Origin of the sequence: Synechocystis sp. FACHB-908, from assembly GCF_014698595.1 — a bacterium.
Classification (GTDB): domain Bacteria; phylum Cyanobacteriota; class Cyanobacteriia; order Cyanobacteriales; family Microcystaceae; genus Synechocystis.
Genome location: NZ_JACJTH010000023.1, coordinates 95,874 through 116,339, shown reverse-complemented (window position 1 = coordinate 116,339; position 20,466 = coordinate 95,874). Strand labels below are relative to the sequence as shown.

General features: G+C 48.2%; 23 protein-coding genes. 12 read left to right on the top strand and 11 right to left on the bottom strand.

The annotated features are described in order from the left end of the window. Positions 1–15: 15 nt before the first annotated feature. From grrM to H6G46_RS08250, 5 genes are all read right to left on the bottom strand, one after another. Positions 16–1,212, bottom strand: a complete 1,197-nt coding sequence (gene grrM, locus H6G46_RS08270; protein WP_010872314.1) for a cyclophane-forming radical SAM/SPASM peptide maturase GrrM/OscB — start codon at positions 1,210–1,212, stop codon at positions 16–18. 39 nt (positions 1,213–1,251) lie between these two features. Next, the gene (locus tag H6G46_RS08265) at positions 1,252–1,770 is read right to left on the bottom strand and encodes a hypothetical protein (protein WP_020861653.1); all 519 of its coding nucleotides are present in this window, start codon (positions 1,768–1,770) and stop codon (positions 1,252–1,254) included. A 44-nt stretch (positions 1,771–1,814) separates the two neighbouring features. After that, complete coding sequence (gene grrA / locus H6G46_RS08260) at positions 1,815–2,249, bottom strand: GrrA/OscA1 family cyclophane-containing rSAM-modified RiPP (RefSeq protein ID WP_010872316.1); 435 nt, start codon at positions 2,247–2,249, stop codon at positions 1,815–1,817. A gap of 66 nt (positions 2,250–2,315) precedes the next feature. After that, on the bottom strand, positions 2,316–2,720 hold the full coding sequence (grrA, locus tag H6G46_RS08255; RefSeq protein WP_010872317.1) for a GrrA/OscA1 family cyclophane-containing rSAM-modified RiPP: 405 nt from the start codon (positions 2,718–2,720) through the stop codon (positions 2,316–2,318). A gap of 108 nt (positions 2,721–2,828) precedes the next feature. Then, on the bottom strand, positions 2,829–3,842 hold the full coding sequence (locus tag H6G46_RS08250) for an amino acid ABC transporter substrate-binding protein (protein ID WP_102014006.1): 1,014 nt from the start codon (positions 3,840–3,842) through the stop codon (positions 2,829–2,831). Between H6G46_RS08250 and H6G46_RS08245 the strand changes: the two genes are divergently transcribed. Then, entirely contained in the window at positions 3,829–4,557 is a 729-nt protein-coding gene (locus tag H6G46_RS08245) for a precorrin-2 C(20)-methyltransferase (RefSeq protein WP_010872319.1), read from the top strand. The two genes, H6G46_RS08250 and H6G46_RS08245, sit on opposite strands and share 14 nt — an antisense overlap. Here H6G46_RS08245 and H6G46_RS08240 read toward each other — a convergent pair. Together H6G46_RS08240 and thrB are read right to left on the bottom strand one after the other, a co-directional pair. Next, a complete protein-coding gene (locus H6G46_RS08240) occupies positions 4,554–5,108 on the bottom strand; it encodes a DUF922 domain-containing Zn-dependent protease (protein WP_223211353.1) in 555 nt (184 codons plus the stop codon). The genes H6G46_RS08245 and H6G46_RS08240 overlap by 4 nt on opposite strands. A gap of 72 nt (positions 5,109–5,180) precedes the next feature. Beyond that, positions 5,181–6,101, bottom strand: coding sequence for a homoserine kinase (gene thrB, locus H6G46_RS08235; protein ID WP_010872321.1), 921 nt, complete (start codon positions 6,099–6,101; stop codon positions 5,181–5,183). A 259-nt stretch (positions 6,102–6,360) separates the two neighbouring features. Between thrB and H6G46_RS08230 the strand changes: the two genes are divergently transcribed. Then, positions 6,361–7,494 carry an aminoglycoside phosphotransferase family protein gene (locus tag H6G46_RS08230; RefSeq protein ID WP_010872322.1) on the top strand — a complete coding sequence of 378 codons (1,134 nt, stop codon included), beginning with the start codon at positions 6,361–6,363 and terminating at the stop codon, positions 7,492–7,494. Between the two features lie 93 nt (positions 7,495–7,587). Here H6G46_RS08230 and glmM read toward each other — a convergent pair whose 3' ends face one another. Beyond that, positions 7,588–9,033 (bottom strand): phosphoglucosamine mutase, encoded by a 1,446-nt coding sequence (gene glmM, locus H6G46_RS08225; protein WP_010872323.1) that lies wholly within the window; start codon positions 9,031–9,033, stop codon positions 7,588–7,590. A gap of 167 nt (positions 9,034–9,200) precedes the next feature. On the opposite strand from glmM, the gene H6G46_RS08220 reads away from it, so the two are divergent. The 3 genes from H6G46_RS08220 to ribF all read left to right on the top strand — a co-directional run bounded on the left by H6G46_RS08220 (position 9,201) and on the right by ribF (position 11,347). Then, complete coding sequence (locus tag H6G46_RS08220; RefSeq protein WP_010872324.1) at positions 9,201–9,428, top strand: ferredoxin family protein; 228 nt, start codon at positions 9,201–9,203, stop codon at positions 9,426–9,428. 106 nt (positions 9,429–9,534) lie between these two features. Continuing rightward, a complete protein-coding gene (locus H6G46_RS08215) occupies positions 9,535–10,257 on the top strand; it encodes an ABC transporter ATP-binding protein (protein ID WP_010872325.1) in 723 nt (240 codons plus the stop codon). 148 nt (positions 10,258–10,405) lie between these two features. Continuing rightward, complete coding sequence (gene ribF / locus H6G46_RS08210) at positions 10,406–11,347, top strand: riboflavin biosynthesis protein RibF (RefSeq protein ID WP_010872326.1); 942 nt, start codon at positions 10,406–10,408, stop codon at positions 11,345–11,347. 10 nt (positions 11,348–11,357) lie between these two features. On the opposite strand, the gene H6G46_RS08205 is transcribed toward ribF, so the two are convergent. Beyond that, positions 11,358–12,176, bottom strand: coding sequence for an HpsJ family protein (locus H6G46_RS08205; protein WP_020861658.1), 819 nt, complete (start codon positions 12,174–12,176; stop codon positions 11,358–11,360). A 204-nt stretch (positions 12,177–12,380) separates the two neighbouring features. Between H6G46_RS08205 and H6G46_RS08200 the strand changes: the two genes are divergently transcribed. Next, positions 12,381–12,650, top strand: a complete 270-nt coding sequence (locus H6G46_RS08200) for a DUF3143 domain-containing protein (RefSeq protein ID WP_010872328.1) — start codon at positions 12,381–12,383, stop codon at positions 12,648–12,650. A 159-nt stretch (positions 12,651–12,809) separates the two neighbouring features. Here H6G46_RS08200 and H6G46_RS08195 read toward each other — a convergent pair whose 3' ends face one another. Beyond that, positions 12,810–13,034, bottom strand: coding sequence for a Calvin cycle protein CP12 (locus tag H6G46_RS08195; protein WP_010872329.1), 225 nt, complete (start codon positions 13,032–13,034; stop codon positions 12,810–12,812). A gap of 284 nt (positions 13,035–13,318) precedes the next feature. Here H6G46_RS08195 and trpS point away from each other — a divergent pair, with 284 nt between their 5' ends. The 4 genes from trpS to rsfS all read left to right on the top strand — a co-directional run bounded on the left by trpS (position 13,319) and on the right by rsfS (position 15,904). Continuing rightward, positions 13,319–14,332 carry a tryptophan--tRNA ligase gene (trpS, locus tag H6G46_RS08190; protein ID WP_010872330.1) on the top strand — a complete coding sequence of 338 codons (1,014 nt, stop codon included), beginning with the start codon at positions 13,319–13,321 and terminating at the stop codon, positions 14,330–14,332. A gap of 150 nt (positions 14,333–14,482) precedes the next feature. Next, positions 14,483–14,650, top strand: a complete 168-nt coding sequence (locus tag H6G46_RS08185) for a hypothetical protein (protein ID WP_010872331.1) — start codon at positions 14,483–14,485, stop codon at positions 14,648–14,650. A 125-nt stretch (positions 14,651–14,775) separates the two neighbouring features. Continuing rightward, entirely contained in the window at positions 14,776–15,354 is a 579-nt protein-coding gene (yqeK, locus tag H6G46_RS08180) for a bis(5'-nucleosyl)-tetraphosphatase (symmetrical) YqeK (protein WP_010872332.1), read from the top strand. Positions 15,355–15,439: 85 nt separating this feature from the next. Continuing rightward, positions 15,440–15,904 (top strand): ribosome silencing factor, encoded by a 465-nt coding sequence (rsfS, locus tag H6G46_RS08175; protein ID WP_010872333.1) that lies wholly within the window; start codon positions 15,440–15,442, stop codon positions 15,902–15,904. 32 nt (positions 15,905–15,936) lie between these two features. Here the strand turns inward: rsfS and H6G46_RS08170 are convergent, their stop codons facing one another. After that, a complete protein-coding gene (locus H6G46_RS08170; RefSeq protein ID WP_020861659.1) occupies positions 15,937–17,097 on the bottom strand; it encodes a hypothetical protein in 1,161 nt (386 codons plus the stop codon). A gap of 139 nt (positions 17,098–17,236) precedes the next feature. On the opposite strand from H6G46_RS08170, the gene hemC reads away from it, so the two are divergent. Both hemC and H6G46_RS08160 read left to right on the top strand, forming a co-directional pair. Continuing rightward, on the top strand, positions 17,237–18,199 hold the full coding sequence (gene hemC, locus H6G46_RS08165) for a hydroxymethylbilane synthase (protein WP_010872335.1): 963 nt from the start codon (positions 17,237–17,239) through the stop codon (positions 18,197–18,199). Positions 18,200–18,328: 129 nt separating this feature from the next. Next, positions 18,329–20,221, top strand: coding sequence for a GNAT family N-acetyltransferase (locus H6G46_RS08160; protein WP_010872336.1), 1,893 nt, complete (start codon positions 18,329–18,331; stop codon positions 20,219–20,221). Positions 20,222–20,466 lie beyond the last annotated feature (245 nt).

The following is a 20,466-nucleotide window of genomic DNA, read 5'->3' as shown; positions in this document are numbered from 1 at the left end:
AGATTTACGGAGATTTCAAGCTAGCCCCAGGGATTCTTCCAACGCACCAATTACGACTTCCGCCACCTGTTGAATGCGAAAACGACAGGCCAGGGTTTCAGTGGAATTAAAACTGCCATTTTCCCAAAATTTATTACTGCCAGCGCCACCACCACACAAACCGAAATAATCACAGGTTTGGCGACATTTTTCCACCCCCTGGGTCATATCGTGGTAAATGCGCTGGAATTTTTCCGTTTGACAAATAGATGCAAAAGAATCCGTTAACACATTACCAAAAATAAAATCACCATACTGGGGCGTTTTAATGGCTAATAATTCTGGGTCAAAGGTGGAAAAGTTACCCTGGTGGTCGATGCTAACAATGGCAAAGGGACGATTCATATCCGTGTGATCGAGACGGTCTTCGGTGTAAATCAAATTGCATAAACATTCAAATTCCCGCACTCGAAATTCTGGTTCACTGGTGCTGGTTAATTGCCAAAATCGTTCCAAAAATTGTCGATATTTTTGTAAAGTGCCCTGTTTATTCAGGGAAGATTCTGTGTTAATTCCCTCTGTTTCTTCCATATTAAAACCCACATCCAGTAGGTTATGATCCCGGAAAAAGTGAAAAATTTCGTCGGGATAATCTAAAGATTCTTCAGTTAAAACTGCAATAACACTGTGACAAATATCATTTTTTTGTAACCATTCAATGCCTCGCATGGTGGCGGCATGGCTACCCCGGCCAGTTCTGGTTTTACGGTGTTTATCGTGGAGAAAAGCGGGGCCGTCTAAACTAATACCCACATGGACAGGATATTGTTTAAAGAGGTCACACCAAGCTTGGTTAATTAAAATGCCATTACTTTGAAAGGAATGGTCAAACCACAGTTGGCGGTGATTGTATTTTTCCCCGTAGGTTTCGATCTTGGCAAAAGCCTGACGGTAAAATTCTAGCCCAGCGGCCAATGGTTCCCCCGCATGCCAACACAGACTAAAGTTGCTAGTGGTAAAAGGGCTAGCAAAAATCGCCTGCATAATTGGTTCCAACAAATCCAGGGGCAGATGATTTTTTAAATGGCGATCGGGTAAGTAACAATAATCACAATCTAAATTGCAATAGGAAGTGGGTTGAATAATAATTAAATTGGTGGGGCCAAAATTAGTTATGTCCACATCCCTTATACTTTCATTAATGGGTTGGGTTTGGTTGACTAAAGCTTGCATAAGTGATCACCAATTGAGGCAAATGATTTGTTATTACAATTAAAGGGGAGAAGTACATACCCAGATTGACTTTTGTTCATTAACTGGATCCATAATCAGTTGTGGCGCTAACCCTAAATTAGATTCCCTTGTTTCTTCAAAGTTAGAACCAAATACTGCTTGAAGTGGTTCACGGGCAATCTCCACAGGAACCTCAAAGGTGACAGCATAAACTCCCCAGGTGCCCGCCGGAATCATAACTGCTGAAACAGGAAGACCGTAATAACTTTCCTTAATTTGATAGTAAGCAAAGTCATCCTCGATTTTATCTGGCACAAGACGCTGAAAAAATCGATGTTTTGGCCGATCAATCCCTTCCCAGGGAGCAAGATAAACTCCTTCAAATTTACATTCAGGAAAGCTCCGCATCATGTCCTCAAAATCACTGGCAAAGTTATCGGTAATGACTTTCGCCGGCTCGGCAAGAAGGGGTTGGGATGGTAATAGTTGGTAACCAACAATTGCCAGGGAGACTATCACTACCCGATAAGCAGAAACAGATGAGAAAGAAAACAGCAATTTTGTTCCCTAGGTTTCAGTGTTGGCTGTGAAATGTTAGTAAACTACCAACGATTAACAAAACCACCGCCGCCGCCCCGGTTAACAAAGCCTCCCCCGTCTCCCCAACCATTGCCCCAGGGATTATTAACATTGGCAAAGCCGCCGCCCCCACTGCCATCGGCCCAGCCGCCGCGCCCGACATTAGCAAAGCCACCGCCCCCGGCACCATCACCCCATCCTCCCCGCCGGGCATTACCAAAACCACCACCACCGCCACCATTGGCAAAACCAGCTTGTAGATTAGCTCGATTGATGGGAGTTTCCTCTGGGGACATTTGATTAGCCCTTTGCTGTAGAGCTGAGCTGATATTGTTTAACCGAGTGGAAAGGGCATTCTGAGAATTAGTTGCCAGGGCATTGCCCGGTTCTGCCACTGTTCCGATCGCCGTTAGGGCAATTACAAATGCTGTCCAGCTAGAGCGGTTATTGATAGCCATGGATATTGCTCCCAGATTAATGAGGTGATGGGGAAAGAACAGATGGATGGATCTCAATGATAAGCCTTACCAACGGTTGATGAAGCCGCCCCCATCAGGCCAACGACGGTTATAGAAACCGCCCCGATCGCCCCAGCCGTTACGCCAAGGATTGATATTGCCGAAGCCACCGCCCCCTCGGCCATTGCCCCAGCCACCTCTACCTAGGTTAACAAATGTACCGCCACCTCGCCCATTACCCCAACCGATCGCCACCTGCATAGGGGTTTCTGGAGATTGGGAAGCATTTTCTGGGGAATTAGCTTTATCAGCAGTGTTTTTAAGGCTGGAATTAATGCGAGCAATGCGGGATTCAATGGTGGTGCCTTGATCTGGGCCATGATGGTCAACAGTGGCAGCCTGAGCTGAAGCGGACGTTACCCCGGCGATCGCCACCAGGAAAGCGGTCCAGCTAAGTTGGTTAGAGTTCATGACAAATACCTAAAAATGGACAACAACAATGGGGGTAGGGATTAGCCAAGGTTGGAACAGTCCCCAAAACGTGCCAACCAAATTACTACCAATTAAAGTCAACTTCGTTTACTGGCCATTTTTGGGTTCCATCACCTGCTCATGGGTAATTACTAGGTAATTAAAAAATTGACGGAGATTGTCATTGTCCACGGGCACAATACCTTCGGTGCCGATCCATTTGTCAACGATGGCCACATCTTCCGGATCCCCTTGGACATAACCCTCCGCTAGCCGTACCAGGGCCCGATTTGCCAAACGCAAAAAGCCGGGATTGTCCTCCCGCACCATACAACCGACCCCATACCTAGTTTCTGCTGGTTGGGGAATAACTTTTGTGTCAGGCATATCCAATACTTGTCGTAGACCTGCCAATTGAATACCATCTCCGGCCACTGCGTCTACAGTTCCTTTTTTCAAAGCTTCCATCCCCGCCCGCACACTGGTAACAGGCACCACTTCGATCTCATTTTGAACAATTTTCACCGCATCTTCCACAATAGTGTTGGGTACCATGGCTACCCGGCGTCCCATTAACGTTTCGCGGGAATTGATGGGAGTATCATTGGGCACCAATAATTGAATGCCAGCCACCGCATAGCTAACTGTGAAGTCCACGTAACGGTCCCGCTCCCAGGTAAAAGCAGTATCACAAACAATGTCTAGCTCCCCGGTTTTCAGTTTGGGCAAGGCATCACTCATATCCTGCACTTCAACAATCTGCAAAACCACATCCCGGCCCAGTTCTTTACCCACTTCCTCGCGGATACGGTCGGCAATGTCGATGGAGTAGCCCACCACCTCATTGTTATCGTTGATATAGGAAAAAGGCACATTGTCCAGGTTGGCCCCGATGGTTAAATTACCGGTGCGAATAATTTTCTCCATTACGGTTTCGGCGATCGCCGCTTGGGCTCCCACCGTAGCGAGTAACAGCCCAATGAAAGTGGCGGAGAACTGCTTCAACATGGCATTAATTAACCAAAAAGTTTGCGTCCAGTCTAATATAGACCGGCTTTTGCCCCGGTAAAGTAAAGAACTATTACAAACATTGTCGCAATCACTTTCTATGACCTTTGGCATTCTCCACGGTGTTAGTGTGGGCCCCGGTGACCCGGAGTTGATCACCCTCAAGGGGTTAAAGATTTTGCAATCCTGCCCCGTGGTAGCTTTTCCCGCTGGTTTACAAGGGCGATCGGGGGTAGCAGAACAAATCATTAATTCCTATCTGAAACCAGAACAAATTCGTCTGTCCCTCAAATTTCCCTATGTGCAAAAGGAAGAAATTCTAGAGCAGGCCTGGCAGGAAGCGGCCGCAGAAGTTTGGCCCTACCTAGAAAAAGGAATGGATGTGGCCTTTGCCTGTGAAGGGGATATTAGTTTTTACAGCACCTTCACCTACCTTGCCCAAACCTTAAAAAGTAACCATCCCCAGTTAGGGATCAACTACATTGCTGGGGTAAGTTCTCCCTTTGCTGGAGCTTCAACCCTGGGTTTACCCCTAACTTGTCAGGAAGAAAAGCTCGCAATTTTACCAGCATTATATTGCCCGGAAGAATTGGAAAAAGCGTTGGATTGGGCGGAGGTAGTAGTGTTGATGAAAGTTCGTTTAGTGTATGGACAAGTGTGGAAAATTTTAGCTAAAAGAGGACTATTAGACCAGGCTTGGCTGTTGGAAAAAATTTCTACCGCCGAGGAAAAAATTTACCATCCCCTCAGCCATTATCCCCAGCTGTCCCTCTCCTATTTTTCCCTAATGTTAATCAAGCAAAATCAAAATAAGATTGGCAGAATTTAACGGAGAAAATTTTCGAGCATAATGCCTTCTTTGCGGCCGTGATCAGTTTGGCGATCGTAGTCCAGATCCCTTTGGCGGTAAAGCTGGATAATCTGTTGAGCAGTGCTTTCAGCTTTGGTTTGTAGACTCTGACAGTTGGGAAATGGGCCGAGATTTAGTAAGGCTTTTTCAATGGCCCTAGCCCCATACAGACCGGAATTTTTATGGTTTTCCTCATGCTTAAATAAAGCGGCCAAGTAGTGATTAAAAACCCTGCGAGCTTCCGGATCACTGCCGTGGTTAGGGGGAATGCGGGGTAGGGTGTAGATAACATCAAGGTTGGTGGTAACTTTAGTGATTTGACATTGTTGGGCTGTGGACCACCATTGATACTGCCAGCGCACTAGCCATTGAGTATAGCCACGGTAACGTTTACCTTGAAAAATAATCGGGCTACGTTGATTTAATTCATTATTTAAATCCCATTTAGTTTTGGGATAAATAGAATAGTATTTATACTCGATTTTAACAATTGGTTCTGCCTCTACCCTAGCCGCCCCAAGCAGTCCCAAAACTATTGTTAATGGGGCAAGCAATGCTGACTTAACATACATTTTGCTCAGCCTGTTCACTGTTGGTAGTGATTACCTCAATTTGGTAATGGTTGCGCCCTTAGTATCAATGGGCAAACAATGACTTTCCGCTTCAATGCCTGCATCATGCCAGGTTTCCACTAGGGTGGAGGCGATCTGGGGAGCCCGGACTTCATCGGCGATCGCCAATAGGGTAGGGCCAGCACCGCTAATTACTAGGTTATAGGCCCCGGCGGCGAGGGCGGCCTGGTGGAGTTGGTCATAGGCAGGAATCAAACTCTGGCGATAGGGTTGATGGATTTGATCCTGGAGGGCCAGGGCTAACCAATCTCCCCGCCCTTGGCTAAAAGCTTGTACCAACAGCGCTAGGTGAGAAGCGTTAAAAATGGCGGCACTACGGTCATATTGATGGGGAAGAACAGCCCGGGCCGCTTCGGTGGATAACTCGAAATTGGGAATGGCCAAAACCGGGACAAATTTGCTCGGCCAATCCAAAGCAACCAATTGCCAATGGTCACCATTTTTGACAGCCAGTTGACAGCCCCCCAATAGGGCCGGAGCCACATTATCGGGATGTCCTTCCATGGCGATCGCCATCTGCAAAATTTCCGAGGTTGTGCAGGGATTACCCGCCGCTTGATTGGCCGCCAATAACCCCCCCACAATGGCCGTAGCTGAACTACCCAAACCCCGGGCCAAAGGAATTTCCAAGTCAATTTCCAGCTTTAGGGGTGGTATAGCCTGCCCAGTTTGTTGATAAAAGTAGGCGATGGCTTGGTAGAGTAAATTGTCCTTGGTGGTGCTGATTTTTTCCCCGTCCCTGCCCCTGGCTTCAATCAATAGATCAACTTCCGGGTCCGTCGGATCAGTCACCGTCACATGGTTATATAACCCCAGGGCCGCCCCCAAACAATCAAAGCCTGGGCCAATATTGGCGGTGGTGGCGGGCACAGAAACGGTAAAGCTGACCATGGCAAATAGCAGGGAAAATGGGGATTAATGCTCTGGCATTATCGGGCTTGGTCTGGGCCAGAGGCAATAGTGGCTTGACCCAGAGGCGATCGCTTGGCGGATACGATTGATTTTTGCCAAGGCGAAAATAGTTTACTTAGACCATGGCTACCTGAATGAATGATTGGGCAGTAATGGAATTAATGGGAGTAAAATATCCATCTATTCATCTGGTTTATTAACATTTACCTATATTTATTTGGGAGTTAAAGCCTAGCCAATGAAATCCACTGGAGAAACACTGAACATAGAAGAAAAAGTTTTTGCGATTGCGGATCAATTTGATCACCAAGGAAAAATTGTCCAGATCAAACCCTTTGGCAACGGCAATATTAATGACACTTTTTTGGTGGATCTAGACGGTCAAACGCAAACTAGTTTTATTTTGCAAAGGATTAACCATCAAGTATTTAAAAATCCAGCGGCAGTGATGGGCAATATGGTCAGGGTAACTACCCATATTAAGCAAAAATTACAACGGCAACCCCTGGAACGCCCTTGGTTAATGCCAGAAGTAATTTTGACTAAAAATAATCAAGATCATTGGGATTCGGGCACTGGAGAATTTTGGCGGGCGATTAGCTTCATTGCCGGTTCGGAATCCTTTGATATTCTGACAGACCCAGCCCAGGCCAAGGAAGTGGGCACAGCCCTAGGCATTTTCCATCAACTGTTGAGCGACCTTTCCCCCAGCCAATTAGTCGATACTCTGCCTGGATTTCACCATACTCCCATTTATCTCCAGCAGTATCAGCGGGCCCTGGCCCAGAATCCGAAGCTAACAGGATCATTAGGCCCAGAAATTAACCATTGCCAAAGGGTCATTAAAACTTGGCTTGATCAGTGTGGAGTATTGGAAACAGCTAAAGCGCAGGGACAATTACCCCTCCGGTTAATGCATGGTGATCCCAAAGTGAATAATATTTTGTTTGATCGCCAATCGGGAAAAGCAGTCAGCGTGATTGATTTGGATACCACTAAACCAGGTTTAATCCATTACGATTTGGGGGATTGTTTGCGTTCCGGTTGCAATCTGTTGGGAGAAGAAACGGAAAACTGGTCAGCAGTGGAATTTGATCTAGATCTTTGCCGGGCTATTCTTGAGGGCTATTTACCCCAATGTCAGCATTTTCTCACCGCCGCTGATTATGATTATTTGTGCCCCGCCATTGTCCTGATTAGCTTTGAATTGGGACTACGGTTTTTTACCGATTACCTTAACGGCGATCGTTATTTCAAAGTTAAATACCCGGAGCACAATCTAATCAGAGCTTTGGTGCAATTCCAGTTAGCTAGCCATATCCAAAGCCAAGAAGATGCCATTCGTCGGATGATCGAGGATATCAGAGGTTAAAGCCTTTTTGGATAAGGAATTATCCTCGCCGCTTACTATAGTCAAGGGTAGTAAACATTGGTTTTGCAGACTCTTTTTGCCAACTGATAACTGTTAACTATCCCCCAAATGGCATTGCACAGTGCTGGTGAGTTGGTCCGACCAATGGGCCGCCGTCTCCGCACAGGCCGCCTCCACCATGACCCGAATTAATGGTTCTGTGCCCGAAGCCCGCACTAAAATTCTTCCGGTGGTGCCCATGGACTTTTCCGCCGTGGCGATCGCCTGTTGCAAAGGGGCGCATTCTTGCCAATGTAAGCGGCGCTCCCGGTCTAGTACCCTGACGTTGCGGAGAATTTGGGGATAGGGTTGGAAACTTTCCGACAGCAGTTCGCTCAAAGATAAACCGGACTTTTGCACTAGGGTGGCTAAATGCAAGGCCGCCTGCAGGCCATCCCCGGAATAACTGTGGTGGTGGCAAATAATGTGTCCTGACTGTTCTCCCCCTAGCATGGCTCCGGTTTCCCACATTTGGGCTTGGACGTTTTGGTCCCCCACCGCAGTGCGAATTAATTTACCCCCCAGTTTTTCCCAAGCTCGCTCAAAGGCTAAGTTGGCCATGACAGTGCCGACAATTAGGTTATCGGGCAGATGGTTGCTCTCCTGGAGAGTTTTGCCCCATAAAAAGAGAATGTAATCTCCGTCCACCGGGCGGCCCTGGGCATCCACCGCCATCACCCGGTCTGCATCGCCGTCAAAGGCAAAACCTAAATCCGCCCCGGTTTCCCGCACAGCCCTTTGCAAACGATGTAAATGGGTGGAGCCGCAATCAACGTTAATTTGACTGCCATCGGCCAAATCGTGCAGAGCTATGACCTCCGCTCCCAAACTGCGAAAAATATGGGGTGCCAAATTGACCGAAGCTCCCCAGGCTAGATCCAACACCACTTTTAGCCCTTGAAAATTCAAGGGTTGGGGCAAACTACCTAGCAAAAAATCTTGGTAATATTGGACACGATGGGGCTGGCCATAACTCCTTCCCCATTGACTGGCATTCAGCCCGGAGGTTTGATTTTGTCCCCGCAGTCCTGCTTCGATCGCCGTGGCTAGGGATTTGGGTAATTTTAGCCCTTGGTGATCAAAAAACTTGATGCCATTGTCTTCCGGCGGATTATGGCTAGCGGAAATCATAATGCCCCCGATTGCCGCTGTTTTTCTGGTGAGATAGGCCACACAGGGAGTCGGACAAAGTCCGAGTTGCCACACCTCTACCCCGGCACTGTTCAAACCGGCGGCCATGGCGTTGGCTAGCATGTCACTGGAAAGTCGGGAATCCTGGCCGATAATCACTGGTCCAGCAGTATCAGTTTGTTCCCGTAATACCTGCCCCGCCCAAAAGCCCAAGGATAAAGCCAAAGGAGCCGTCAACAATTCCCCAGCCTTACCCCGGATACCGTCCGTGCCAAACAATGGCGATCGGGGCAAGCTCAAGCCGAATTCTCCCATCGTTGACGGCAAAGGCAGATCTAAACCACGACTGTGGATGGGGGAAGCAACCATCTGAAAATTTTCCTCACACAATTCTTCCTCTCAGGATAACTGCTCCGGGAAATTTCAGGTAAATCACGCCCCACTGGATTGCCTCAGGGGTTGAACGTCCGCTACCCTTAGAACTGTGACGATTTGTAAAAATCCGCCCAATTTTTAAATTCTGATTCCGGCGAAATATGCCCCATACCATTGTTACGGAAACCTGCGAAGGCGTGGCCGACTGCGTTGAAGCCTGCCCCGTAGCCTGCATTCACCCCGGAGACGGGAAAAACACCATTGGCACCGATTGGTACTGGATTGACTTTGCCACCTGCATCGATTGCGGCATCTGCCTCCAAGTTTGCCCGGTGGAAGGGGCCATTCTGCCGGAGGAACGGCCTGATTTACAGAAAAGCCCTGCCTAGGGTTGGGAGGGGTCTAACTGCCCTCGACTAGCTTAAATTTTGCTGGTTGACTGATATTCACTAAGTTCCGTGGCCTGGGTCGATCAAACTTTTCCACCCTTTATCTATGTCTGACCTCCTCGTTGTTAAGGACGTATTCGCTGGCTATGTGGCTGATGTGCCCATTTTGCAGGGTATTAATTTCTCCATTGCGCCGGGGGAGTTGGTCACAGTTATCGGCCCCAACGGAGCGGGAAAGTCCACCCTAGCCAAAACTATTTTTGGCCTACTCACTCCAAGCCAGGGGGAGATTATTTTTAAAGGGGAAAATATTACCGGCCTTGGTTCTGACCAAATTGTGCGTCGGGGAATGTGCTATGTGCCCCAGGTTTGTAATGTGTTTGGCAGCCTAACAGTGGCAGAGAATTTGGATATGGGGGCCTTTCTACACCAGGGTCCTACCCAAACCCTAAAGGACCGCATCTATACCATGTTTCCCAAATTAGCCCAACGCCGCAACCAGAGGGCTGGGACTTTATCGGGGGGAGAACGGCAAATGTTGGCCATGGGTCGGGCTTTGATGTTAGACCCGGATTTGTTGTTGCTAGATGAACCGTCGGCGGCCCTATCCCCCATTTTGGTCAAGGATGTGTTCGCCCAAATTAAGGCCATTAATGCAACTGGTAAGGCAATTATTCTAGTGGAGCAAAATGCCAAACAGGCCTTGATGATGGCTGATCGGGGTTACGTGCTAGAAAATGGCCGGGATAAGTTGGAAGGATCGGGGCAAAGTCTACTCAATGATCCTTTGGTGGGAGAACTTTATTTGGGGGCAGCGTATCACAACTAAATTTTTCGAGGGCGGCGGGTTTAAGACCGGATTTTTGAATGATTGCTCAGTATCCACAAAATCTCCAAAATTTCTCAACCCCCCCTTCTAGGAATAACGATTTTTTTGCCCTGACCGATTAGTTTTTATTAATTAATTGCCAATTACCTTGCGTATTCTTTCCACCACCAACGTTCTGCAGACCCCCACGGCGATCGCCTTGGGAAACTTTGATGGAGTCCATCGGGGCCATGGGGTGGTGTTGCGTCAGGTGATGGATTTTGCCCAAGCGGTGGAACATCTCTTACATCCAGCGGTGGTTAGTTTTAATCCCCATCCCCGCAGTTTTTTCAGTGGCCGCACCCAACCTTTATTGACTCCCTTGCCAGAGAAAGCAGCGCAATTGACGGCGATCGGCATTGAACAGTTGGTCTTATTACCCTTTACGGAAAAATTGGCCAACCTTAGCCCCAAGCAATTTGTCCAATCCATTTTAGTGGAGCAATTGCAAGCCAAATTTATCAGCGTTGGCCAGGATTTTTGCTTTGGTCATCAACGGCGGGGCAATGTGCAGGATTTACAAAACCTTGGGCAAGAATTTGGCATCACCGTGGCGATCGCCCAATTGGAGCAAACGGACACGGAACGGATTAGTAGTTCCCGTATTCGCCGAGCCTTAAAAGAAGGCAAGTTGGCAATGGCCAATCATTTGTTGGGACGGCCCTATGCCCTCAGGGGGACGGTGGTGCAGGGACAGCAATTGGGGCGTAAATTGGGCTTTCCCACTGCTAACCTTTGTTTGCCAGCGGATAAACTCTGGCCGAAGTATGGAGTGTATGCGGGTTGGGTCAATCTAAATGCCTTGGACGTACCCATACCAGCGGTGATTAACCTTGGCGATCGCCCCACAGTCAACGGCCAGGAACCTTCGGCGGAAGTGCATTTACTGCAGTGGTCAGGGGATTTGTATGGCCAAGGTTTAGAGGTGGCCTTGACCCACTATCTGCGCCCCGAAACAAAATTTGCCGGCTTGGACCAATTAAAAAATCAGATCGCCCAGGACTGCCAGCAGGCAGAAAAGTTACTCAATCTGGATGGGGCGATTCCTTAATGGCTTCAATCTAGGCGAGGGGATCGGCACTGGGGGGAGTCGGGGGAGCAGAAAGCAAATTTCTCAGGCCCAAAGAACCAAAGGCGGCGAAGCCGATGGAAAGCATCAAACTGCTCAGTCCCACCCGTAAGCCTTGTTTAAGAGCTTGGTTAGAGGCTTGGCTTTCTACTTTTTGCCGTTGCTCCGTCACCTGGTTTTCTAAATTAGTTTTAATTTCTTCCATTTTTGACTTCAGGGCGGCAGGATCTTTAGACATTTCCCGTAAACCTTTGAGTTCGTTCACTTGGCGTTCAATATTAGCCAGCTGCTCTTGGTTGAGGGGATTACCATTCGCTTGACCGGAGGCCAAAAGTTGCTCCCCTTCTTGGATTTGTTGTTCCAACGCCTCTGGATTTTGGGACAGGGCATCAAATTGTCTCAGGGCCCCTTCCACCTGTTCTTGCCCCTGGCCAATCTGGGTTTCCAGTCGGGCCAACTCCGCTGTCTTAATTTGGTTCACATTGGTCAAATGTATGGGGATCAACAATAAAAAGACCAACCCCAAGGCGATCGCCAAAATATAAATCGGCATCCGCAAATCAAAGCCATTTTTAGGGGAAGCTCCGGCGGTTTTTGCCATGGTATCCACCAAGTAACCAAGGGAAATCAACCCCATGCCCAACATCGGCACTATACCCCGGTCAACAATGCCCGTGATCGTTGTCAACTGCCACTGGGGATCAGCCATTTGCAGAGGGAAGATGAGGCTAAAAAAATCCAGCAGGGCAATGAGGACGAAAATAACGCCAAACAACTTTAATGTCAGGGCGGTAAAGGCAGGGATGTTCATAAATTCCAGAGAGCAACGCAATATACTATACGCCATCTTAGCTAAGCACTTTCCCCCCATGAGGCGCAATTTCAGCTTTGGGGGTGCCTCCTATCGAAAGTGCAAACAAGATCCAAGATCAAAGTTAGATGGTCTAGATTAGATTAGGCGAATTAAGCCAACGTCTGTCAAATTATCTAAATTATTTCCATTTTGCCATTGCCCATGAGCCTCCCCGCACCGGAAACTCCCCTCTATAACCATCCCCTGCCCCAATTAGAACGCTGGCTCATGGCCCTGGGTTGTCAGCAAGACCGTGGCGATCGCCATTGTTGGCTACTCCATCAAGGGGACTGGGATGCGGAACTGAGTTTGGACACAGAAGAACTTGTGATCTGCTACTTCCCCCACCAACCCCAACGCAAAGTGGTGCGGAGCTTTAAATATTCCCTCAGTCGCCAAGACGTGGAAGCTGCGGTCCTGGAAGGTCCCTAGGTTAACCCCAGGGAAGATATCCTTTACCACCATCCCTTAAACAAAACCAGCAAAGAGCAGTAACAACCCCCAGGTAATTGTCACTGCTTCAACCAAAAACATCGTTTTGGAAATCCTGGCGATCGCCAGTTGCGGCCATTGGGTTTGCCCCATCAGCCCCTAGTCGTCGTAAATGCGGCACTCAGCAGCGTCGGGGTTTTCGTCACAGAACTTTTCCAGGGTAGTTTGGGTGGGATGTTGTTGACGTTGGTGGGCGGCTTCCGCTTCTAGCTCTTCCACCGCATCCCAGGCCGCAGCGCACTCCGCCGGAGAGGCTTCATCGGTACTGCAAACTTGTCTAGCGTTGGCTAGCTCCTGTTCGATTTTTTCTTGAATATTGCTCATAAAGTTTAACCGCCTACGATTGTCTACAGAGAGTAAGGCTCATTCATGTTAGCGAATTTGGTTGGCTTTGGGTAGAAGGAACCACAACGGGAATATGCGGTTTTCCTCACTTTGCTGACCTCAACTTGCCCCATACGGCCCTGGGGGCCACCACCGGGGATAGTATGAAGAATTGTGAAAATGATCACAGGTTCACAACAGTTTCCTCCGGGAAAGCATGGGGTCAACTACACCGATTCCCAAGTTTAATTAAGTTTAATTTCGCTCATAGGTCAACCACTGCTATGGACAAGCCACGTATCCTTTCTGGAGTTCAGCCCACCGGAAATCTGCACCTAGGCAACTATTTAGGAGCTATCCGGAGCTGGGTTGAGCAACAGCAACATTACGATAACTTTTTTTGCGTGGTGGACCTCCATGCCATCACGGTGCCCCACAACCCCCAGACCCTAGCCCAGGACACCCTCACCATTGCGGCCTTGTACCTCGCCTGTGGCATTGACCTGCAATATTCCACCATTTTTGTCCAGTCCCATGTGGCGGCCCACAGTGAATTGGCCTGGTTGCTCAACTGCGTCACCCCCCTCAATTGGCTAGAACGGATGATTCAGTTTAAAGAAAAGGCCGTTAAACAGGGGGAAAACGTCAGCGTGGGGCTATTGGACTATCCTGTGCTCATGGCGGCGGATATTTTGCTCTACGATGCGGACAAAGTGCCCGTGGGGGAAGACCAAAAGCAACATTTAGAGTTGACTCGCGACATTGTGATCCGCATTAACGATAAATTTGGCCGGGAAGATGCGCCGGTGTTGAAGTTGCCAGAACCCCTAATCCGGAAAGAGGGAGCAAGGGTGATGAGCTTGGCGGATGGCACAAAAAAAATGTCCAAATCCGATGAGTCGGAACTGAGTCGCATTAACCTGTTGGACCCACCGGAGATGATTAAGAAAAAAGTTAAAAAATGTAAGACTGACCCCCAGCGAGGTTTATGGTTCGATGATCCGGAACGCCCTGAATGTCACAATTTATTGACTTTGTACACTCTCTTGAGCAATCAAACTAAGGAAGCCGTGGCTCAGGAATGTGCCGAGATGGGTTGGGGTCAATTCAAGCCCCTGTTAACGGAAACGGCGATCGCCGCCTTGGAACCAATTCAAGCAAAATATGCAGAAATTTTGGCGGATCGGGGGGAGTTGGACCGCATCATCCAAGCGGGTAACGCAAAAGCCAGTCAAACTGCCCAACAAACCTTAGCTAGGGTGCGAGATGCCCTCGGATTTTTAGCACCGCCCTATTAGGGCCCGTCATCGGGGCACCAGGAGCCGTGTTAGGATGAAGTTTGGGATGCGCCTCCACGGCCGAATATTTCCTGTGCAAACTTCCCTTAGCACGACGACCGCAAACGGACTCAGCAGTGGTCTGTAAACTATATTTATGAGGAACAAACAATGGCAAAACGTCGTAATTTAAAGAAGGAAAAAGCTGAACGTAATCGTGCTTATGCCCGTCAGTTTCGCTCCGCCAGTCGCACCCAAAACCGCCGCTATTCCGGTGGCCAAAGACAACAAGGTGACTCCAATGGCTCCAGCAATAACGGTGCCGCCAGCGACGTTTAATCTATTTTTAGCGCTCCTAAGGGTGGCTAAAACTTTGCATAAAAAACGGCGATCGGTGGGTTTCGGCCCGCCGTTTGTTGTCTGGGGTTTTTGGAGACTGGGGCTAGTAGTAAATTTTCCTTGCCATGGTTGAGTTAGACCGGAGTCGGGTAATCCATTGGCTCCAAGAAAATGTTTCCCCCCAACGGTTAGACCATATTTTGGGAGTCGAACAGACGGCGGTGCAATGGGCTCCCCTCCATAAAGTTGACCCAATCAAAGCGGGACAGGCAGGACTACTGCACGATTTAGCTAAATTTTTCCCGCCGACTAAACTATTGGTGATCGCCAAGGAACATAATTTACCCCTCGACCCGATTTTGCAAGCCACTCCCCATTTAATCCATGCCGATGTGAGTGCGATTATTGCCGCTGAGGAATTTGGAGTTGATGATCCGGACGTTTTAAAAGCTATCCGTTGCCATACTCTGGGGGCAGTGCCCATGGACCTTTTATCCTGTTTAATTTTTGTCGCTGATGCTCTGGAACCCACTAGGGGCAATGGTTTGGAGATAGAAAAATTACGCCAGGTAGCCCAACACAATCTTTACCAAGCCGTGCGCCTTACCTGTGAGCAAACCCTGACTTATTTAATCAAGCATCACAAAGTTATCCATCCCCAGGTGATTTTGACCCGCAATTGGGCGTTACAAATGGAAAAGTAAGCACAATATTCCCAGGGGTTCTAGCTACACTAGAAAAGTAACCCTTAACCTGTCCATCGTTTTTTGGAGTTGACCGAATCCTAATATGACTGAAATTTCCCGCTTCGATGCATACCCCCCCACTTTGACCGTTAATCCCATCGTTCCCGCCGATGCCCCCGCCACTGAACATCTGGTGTGGACCATTGCCCAAGCCGCGGAAGAACGTAAAGCAGGGGATTTAGTCATTCTCAAGGTGACGGATGTGTCCTATCTGGCGGATTATTTTGTCATCTGTACCGGATTTTCCCGCACCCAGGTCCGGGCGATCGCCGACAACATTGAAAAACAAGTGGAACTGGTGCACGGTCAACTGCCTACCCATACGGAAGGGAACAGTGAAAGCATTTGGGTGTTACAGGATTTTGGTGATGTTCTCGTCCATACCTTTATGCCAGAGGAACGGGAATTTTATAAGCTGGAAGCTTTTTGGGGCCATGCCCAGGAACAAACTTTAGCTGATATTGCCACTGCGATCGGTGTTGCCTACAATGCTCCTACTTCTCCTTAGGGTGTTTAGATCCCACACTGATCCCTGCCTAGTCAGGATTTGAGCAATAAGAAAGTCACCGTACCCAGGCCGGAGATCGCCAAGTAGGGCCAACGGATCAACTTCGAGGTTGGGGCCATGGCCAGGATCGTGAGTAGAAAAAGGTCGAGAAAAACTCGGCTGTAATTGAGGTAGTAATTGAGAATATAAAAGCTGGCCACCAGTAACAAACCGCCATAGAGCCAGCCGCCGTAGGCTAAGGTTCTGTTGCTTTGACGCCGGGGCAGGGTAAGCCAAATGAGTAATGCCAGACTTAGCAAGAATAACAGCCAGAGATAGGCCTCGTAGATGTTGTTACCCGTCAGTCCTGCTTGAATCAAACTCTGAAATTTTTCCCCTATCCCCACCAATGGCCAACCGAAATTGCCGGTGCCACTGCCCCCTGGCAACTGTCGCCAACGGATATAGCCTAACCAAAGGGTCAAGGGAATAAGGCTGAGTAATAACGCGACCATCGATCGCCATTGTTGATTTTGCACCAACGTTAGAGCAATGGCCAGCCAGATAATTAACGATGTTTCCCTGGTTAATAACGCTAGGGCCAAGAGGATAGGCACCAGCCACCATTTTTTACTTTGATGGGGGGGAAATATTTGCTGACAGACCACTGCCCCCATACTGAAAGCACTGGCCAGTAAGTCCGCTGTGGAGAGAAATAGCACCATCCAAATCCCTGGAATGGCCAGCACTATTAAGACTCCAATGGTTTTCTGTTTTTGAGATTGAAAATAAACAGCAGTTAAGCCTGTACAAACGGCGATCGCCAAAATATTAATCAACACCAAAGCCCAGGGAATTAACACCGGATTGCCTAAACCAAGCAGATAGCCCAGCAGAGGATAAAGAATACGGCGATAACGATAGCTGGGATGATCAAGGGCCGCAATGGAGCCGTCATTTTGTAACCCCGGATCCAGGGCAATGGTTAAAAATTGTTGGCCGTCGTAACCCAATTCCCCTTGGTAAATTAACGTTTCCGCCGGATTCAACAATGGGGACAGGGGCAGCACCGAACCAATGCGGAAAAATCCCGTGATCTGCCCGTCAAATTTTGCCCAGTAGAAATACCCCGCCACTGCGATCGCCAGCCCCAAGGCCACCAACATCGCTTTATAAATGTCTTGACAATCAGTGTTTTGAGCAATCTTTTCCACGGCGATCGGGTTGGGATGATAACAATAGAAGCCAAGATTAGGGAGTTTCCTCCATTGCTTCACAGAAGGAAAACCAAGGCCGATAGCCTCTGATGCTATGCTAGATCGAGTCTATTTTTAACAATATTTTTTAAGTTTCATGACTGTTTCGACCTCTGCTCCCACAGTTCGGATAGGCTCACGGAAAAGCCAACTAGCCCTCGTGCAAACCTATTGGGTGCAGGAAGAATTGCAAAAACACTTCCCCGATCGCCAATTCGATGTCGAAACCATGGAAACCCAGGGGGATAAAATCCTCGATGTGGCCCTAGCAAAAATTGGGGATAAGGGACTATTCACCCAAGAACTTGAAGACGGCATGTTGGGAAAAAGAACCGACTTAGCTGTTCACTCCCTCAAAGATTTGCCCACTAATTTGCCAGCGGGCTTGATGCTGGGCTGCGTGACCAAACGGGTTAATCCCGCCGACGCTTTGGTTTTAAATGCTAAACACCAAGGCAAAGATTTGGCTTCCTTGCCGGAAGGGGCGGTGATTGGCACCTCTTCCCTCCGTCGTTTGGCCCAACTGCGCTACCACTTTCCCCATTTAACCTTTAAGGATGTGCGGGGCAACGTTAATACCCGTTTGGCCAAATTGGATAGTAATGAGTACGATGCCATCATTCTGGCCGCCGCTGGTTTGGAACGGTTAGACATGGCCAATCGCATTGACCAACTAATTCCCCCGGAAATTTCTCTCCATGCTGTGGGTCAAGGGGCTTTGGGCATCGAGTGTCGTGAAGGCGATCAAGAAATTCTCAGCCTGTTGAAAGTGTTGGAAGACGAAAATAGCCGGGATCGTTGCTTAGCGGAACGGGCCTTTTTGCGCCAACTAGAAGGGGGGTGCCAAGTGCCTATCGGTGTTAATACCCATTTAGATGGCGACAATTTAACCCTTACCGGCATGGTGGCCAGTTTGGATGGCCAAAGGTTAATTAAAGATACCCTCAGCGCTCCCCGGAAAGAAGCGGAAAAATTGGGTCAGGATCTTGCCCTCAAACTCCGGGAACAGGGAGCAGGGGAAATCCTAGCGGAAATCTTAGCGGAAGCTGGCCGGGGATAAACTGTCCGGTTCTAAGCGGAGGCTGGATTTGGCATCCGGACGTGCAAAGTTGCCTGTTTCGAGTTGAAAGAGATAATCTGGCCTTGATGGGGGAAACAGCTTCACTCATATCTTCCCCGGTCAAGAACTATGCCCAACTCTGATCGCCAGGAACAGTTAGCCCAACTACGGAGCCAATATCCCGAAAAGTTTGCGTCCTACAGTGAAATTTTTAGCCATATCCACCGGGGCGATCGCCTGTTTATCAGCACGGCCTGTGGGGAACCGCAGTACTTAGTGCAGGAGTTGGTCAACTATGTGCAAGCCCATCCTAAATCCCTATTTGATGCGGAAGTGCTCCAGGTTTGGACTCTAGGTTTAGCACCCTACACCGACAGTAAATTTGCCAAAAACTTTCGCCATAATTCCTTTTTCATTGGCCACCACACCCGTAGCGCCGTTAACGAAGGTTTAGCAGACTACACCCCCATTTTTCTTTCCCAGGTACCAGGGCTATTTGAGCAGGGATTTGTCCCTATCGATGTGGCTTTAATTCAAACTTCTTATCCCGATGACCATGGTTACGTCAACCTAGGGGTGAGTGTGGATATTGTTAAAGCGGCGGTGGAGCAGGCCTGTTTGGTAATCGCCCAAATGAATAGCCAGGTGCCCAGAATCCACGGGGATGGCTTTATTGCCTTGGAAAAATTGGACTATATCATTGCCCACGATGAACCGCTGTTGGAATATCAAATGGAGCGGGACAATATTCTCGCCAGCCGTATTGGAAAATATGTTGCTAGCTTGATCCAAGATGGGGACACGATTCAAGTGGGTTACGGTAGTATTCCCGATGCAGTATTGAGTTATTTAGGCAATAAGAAAAATTTGGGAGTGCATACGGAATTAATTTCCGATGGGCTGGTGCAATTGCTCAAAAGTGGGGCAGTGAATAACAGCCAAAAAACAAGAAATCGGGGCAAAGTAGTGGCAACTTTTTGCATGGGCAGTCGGAGTACTTATGATTATTTAAACGATAATCCCGCTGTGGAATTTCGCACCGTTGATTACACCAACAATCCCATTATCATTGCCCATCACGACAATATGGTGGCCATTAATAGTGCCTTGGAAATTGATTTGACGGGGCAGTCCACCGCCGAATCCCTGGGCAGTAATTTTTACAGTGGCATTGGCGGCCAAGCGGATTTTATGCGGGGAGCAGTGATGGCCAATGGGGGACGTACTATTTTGGCTTTGGAGTCCACCGCCGAAAATGAAACCATTTCTCGCATTGTGCCCTTTTTGCGGGAAGGGGTAGGCATTACCCTCAATCGAGGCGATATTCATTATGTAGTAACAGAGTATGGCATTGCCTATCTCCACGGTAAAAATATTCGGGAACGGGCCATGCAGTTAACGGCGATCGCCCATCCCAAATTCCGTCCCTGGTTAATTGAGCAGGCGAAAAAAAATCATTTAATTTACGCTGACCAAGCTTTCATTGCCGGGCAACATGGGGAATATCCGGAAAAGCTGGAAACCTATCGCACCACCCGCACCGGACTAGAATTGTTATTGAGACCAGTGAAATTTAACGATGAACCTAACCTAAAAAATTTTTTTTACTCCCTCTCCGATGAAAGTTTGGTAAGGCGTTTTATGTCAGTGCGTACTGATATGTCTCACCAGAGATTACAACAGTTTTCTGTGATTAACTACAACGAAGAAATAATTATTCTGGCGATCATCAAACAGCAACATCAAGAAGCCATTGTGGGGGTGGGTCAGTATGCCCTCAACGAAGATAGTCACACAGCCGATGTCGCTTTTGTGGTGCGGGATGATTACCATAACCAAGGCATTGGTGCTCTGCTGTTGAATTATTTAACCCAATTGGCCAAAAAACAAGGTTTACTGGGTTTTACCGCTGATGTTTTACTGGAAAATCGAGCCATGTTGCATCTATTTGAGAAGATGAACTTTCGCATGGAACGACGTATGAGCGAAGGGGTTTACGAATTAAAAATGTTTTTTAGTTGAGCCGTCTTCTTTCTGCTAATTTATTGAAGGAATTTTTGATGCTGGCGTTAGTAATTTTACCGCTTCTTAGATTTATTAAAATCTCGTCATAAAACTTTACTGACTAGCGGTTTATTTTCTGGCTAAAAGCGCTATCACTTAAGTAGGTGGAATTGGCAGATTTGTAGTAGTTGATACTTAACTTTTTAGGGAATATCGCTGTGGGAAAAATCGAGATCATTTTCCCAGAAAAATCATTGCTGGAT

Excerpts from the sequence above, each read along its gene's own strand:
- grrM (WP_010872314.1), bottom strand. The coding sequence starts at position 1,212 with ATGCAAGCTTTAGTCAACCAAACCCAACCCATTAATGAAAGTATAAGG.
- grrA (WP_010872316.1), bottom strand. The coding sequence starts at position 2,249 with ATGGCTATCAATAACCGCTCTAGCTGGACAGCATTTGTAATTGCCCTA.
- grrA (WP_010872317.1), bottom strand. The coding sequence starts at position 2,720 with ATGAACTCTAACCAACTTAGCTGGACCGCTTTCCTGGTGGCGATCGCC.
- H6G46_RS08245 (WP_010872319.1), top strand. The coding sequence starts at position 3,829 with ATGACCTTTGGCATTCTCCACGGTGTTAGTGTGGGCCCCGGTGACCCG.
- H6G46_RS08250 (WP_102014006.1), bottom strand. The coding sequence starts at position 3,842 with ATGCCAAAGGTCATAGAAAGTGATTGCGACAATGTTTGTAATAGTTCT.
- thrB (WP_010872321.1), bottom strand. The coding sequence starts at position 6,101 with ATGGTCAGCTTTACCGTTTCTGTGCCCGCCACCACCGCCAATATTGGC.
- H6G46_RS08230 (WP_010872322.1), top strand. The coding sequence starts at position 6,361 with ATGAAATCCACTGGAGAAACACTGAACATAGAAGAAAAAGTTTTTGCG.
- glmM (WP_010872323.1), bottom strand. The coding sequence starts at position 9,033 with ATGGTTGCTTCCCCCATCCACAGTCGTGGTTTAGATCTGCCTTTGCCG.
- H6G46_RS08220 (WP_010872324.1), top strand. The coding sequence starts at position 9,201 with ATGCCCCATACCATTGTTACGGAAACCTGCGAAGGCGTGGCCGACTGC.
- H6G46_RS08215 (WP_010872325.1), top strand. The coding sequence starts at position 9,535 with ATGTCTGACCTCCTCGTTGTTAAGGACGTATTCGCTGGCTATGTGGCT.
- H6G46_RS08205 (WP_020861658.1), bottom strand. The coding sequence starts at position 12,176 with ATGAACATCCCTGCCTTTACCGCCCTGACATTAAAGTTGTTTGGCGTT.
- H6G46_RS08200 (WP_010872328.1), top strand. The coding sequence starts at position 12,381 with ATGAGCCTCCCCGCACCGGAAACTCCCCTCTATAACCATCCCCTGCCC.
- H6G46_RS08195 (WP_010872329.1), bottom strand. The coding sequence starts at position 13,034 with ATGAGCAATATTCAAGAAAAAATCGAACAGGAGCTAGCCAACGCTAGA.
- trpS (WP_010872330.1), top strand. The coding sequence starts at position 13,319 with ATGGACAAGCCACGTATCCTTTCTGGAGTTCAGCCCACCGGAAATCTG.
- H6G46_RS08185 (WP_010872331.1), top strand. The coding sequence starts at position 14,483 with ATGGCAAAACGTCGTAATTTAAAGAAGGAAAAAGCTGAACGTAATCGT.
- yqeK (WP_010872332.1), top strand. The coding sequence starts at position 14,776 with ATGGTTGAGTTAGACCGGAGTCGGGTAATCCATTGGCTCCAAGAAAAT.
- rsfS (WP_010872333.1), top strand. The coding sequence starts at position 15,440 with ATGACTGAAATTTCCCGCTTCGATGCATACCCCCCCACTTTGACCGTT.
- hemC (WP_010872335.1), top strand. The coding sequence starts at position 17,237 with ATGACTGTTTCGACCTCTGCTCCCACAGTTCGGATAGGCTCACGGAAA.
- H6G46_RS08160 (WP_010872336.1), top strand. The coding sequence starts at position 18,329 with ATGCCCAACTCTGATCGCCAGGAACAGTTAGCCCAACTACGGAGCCAA.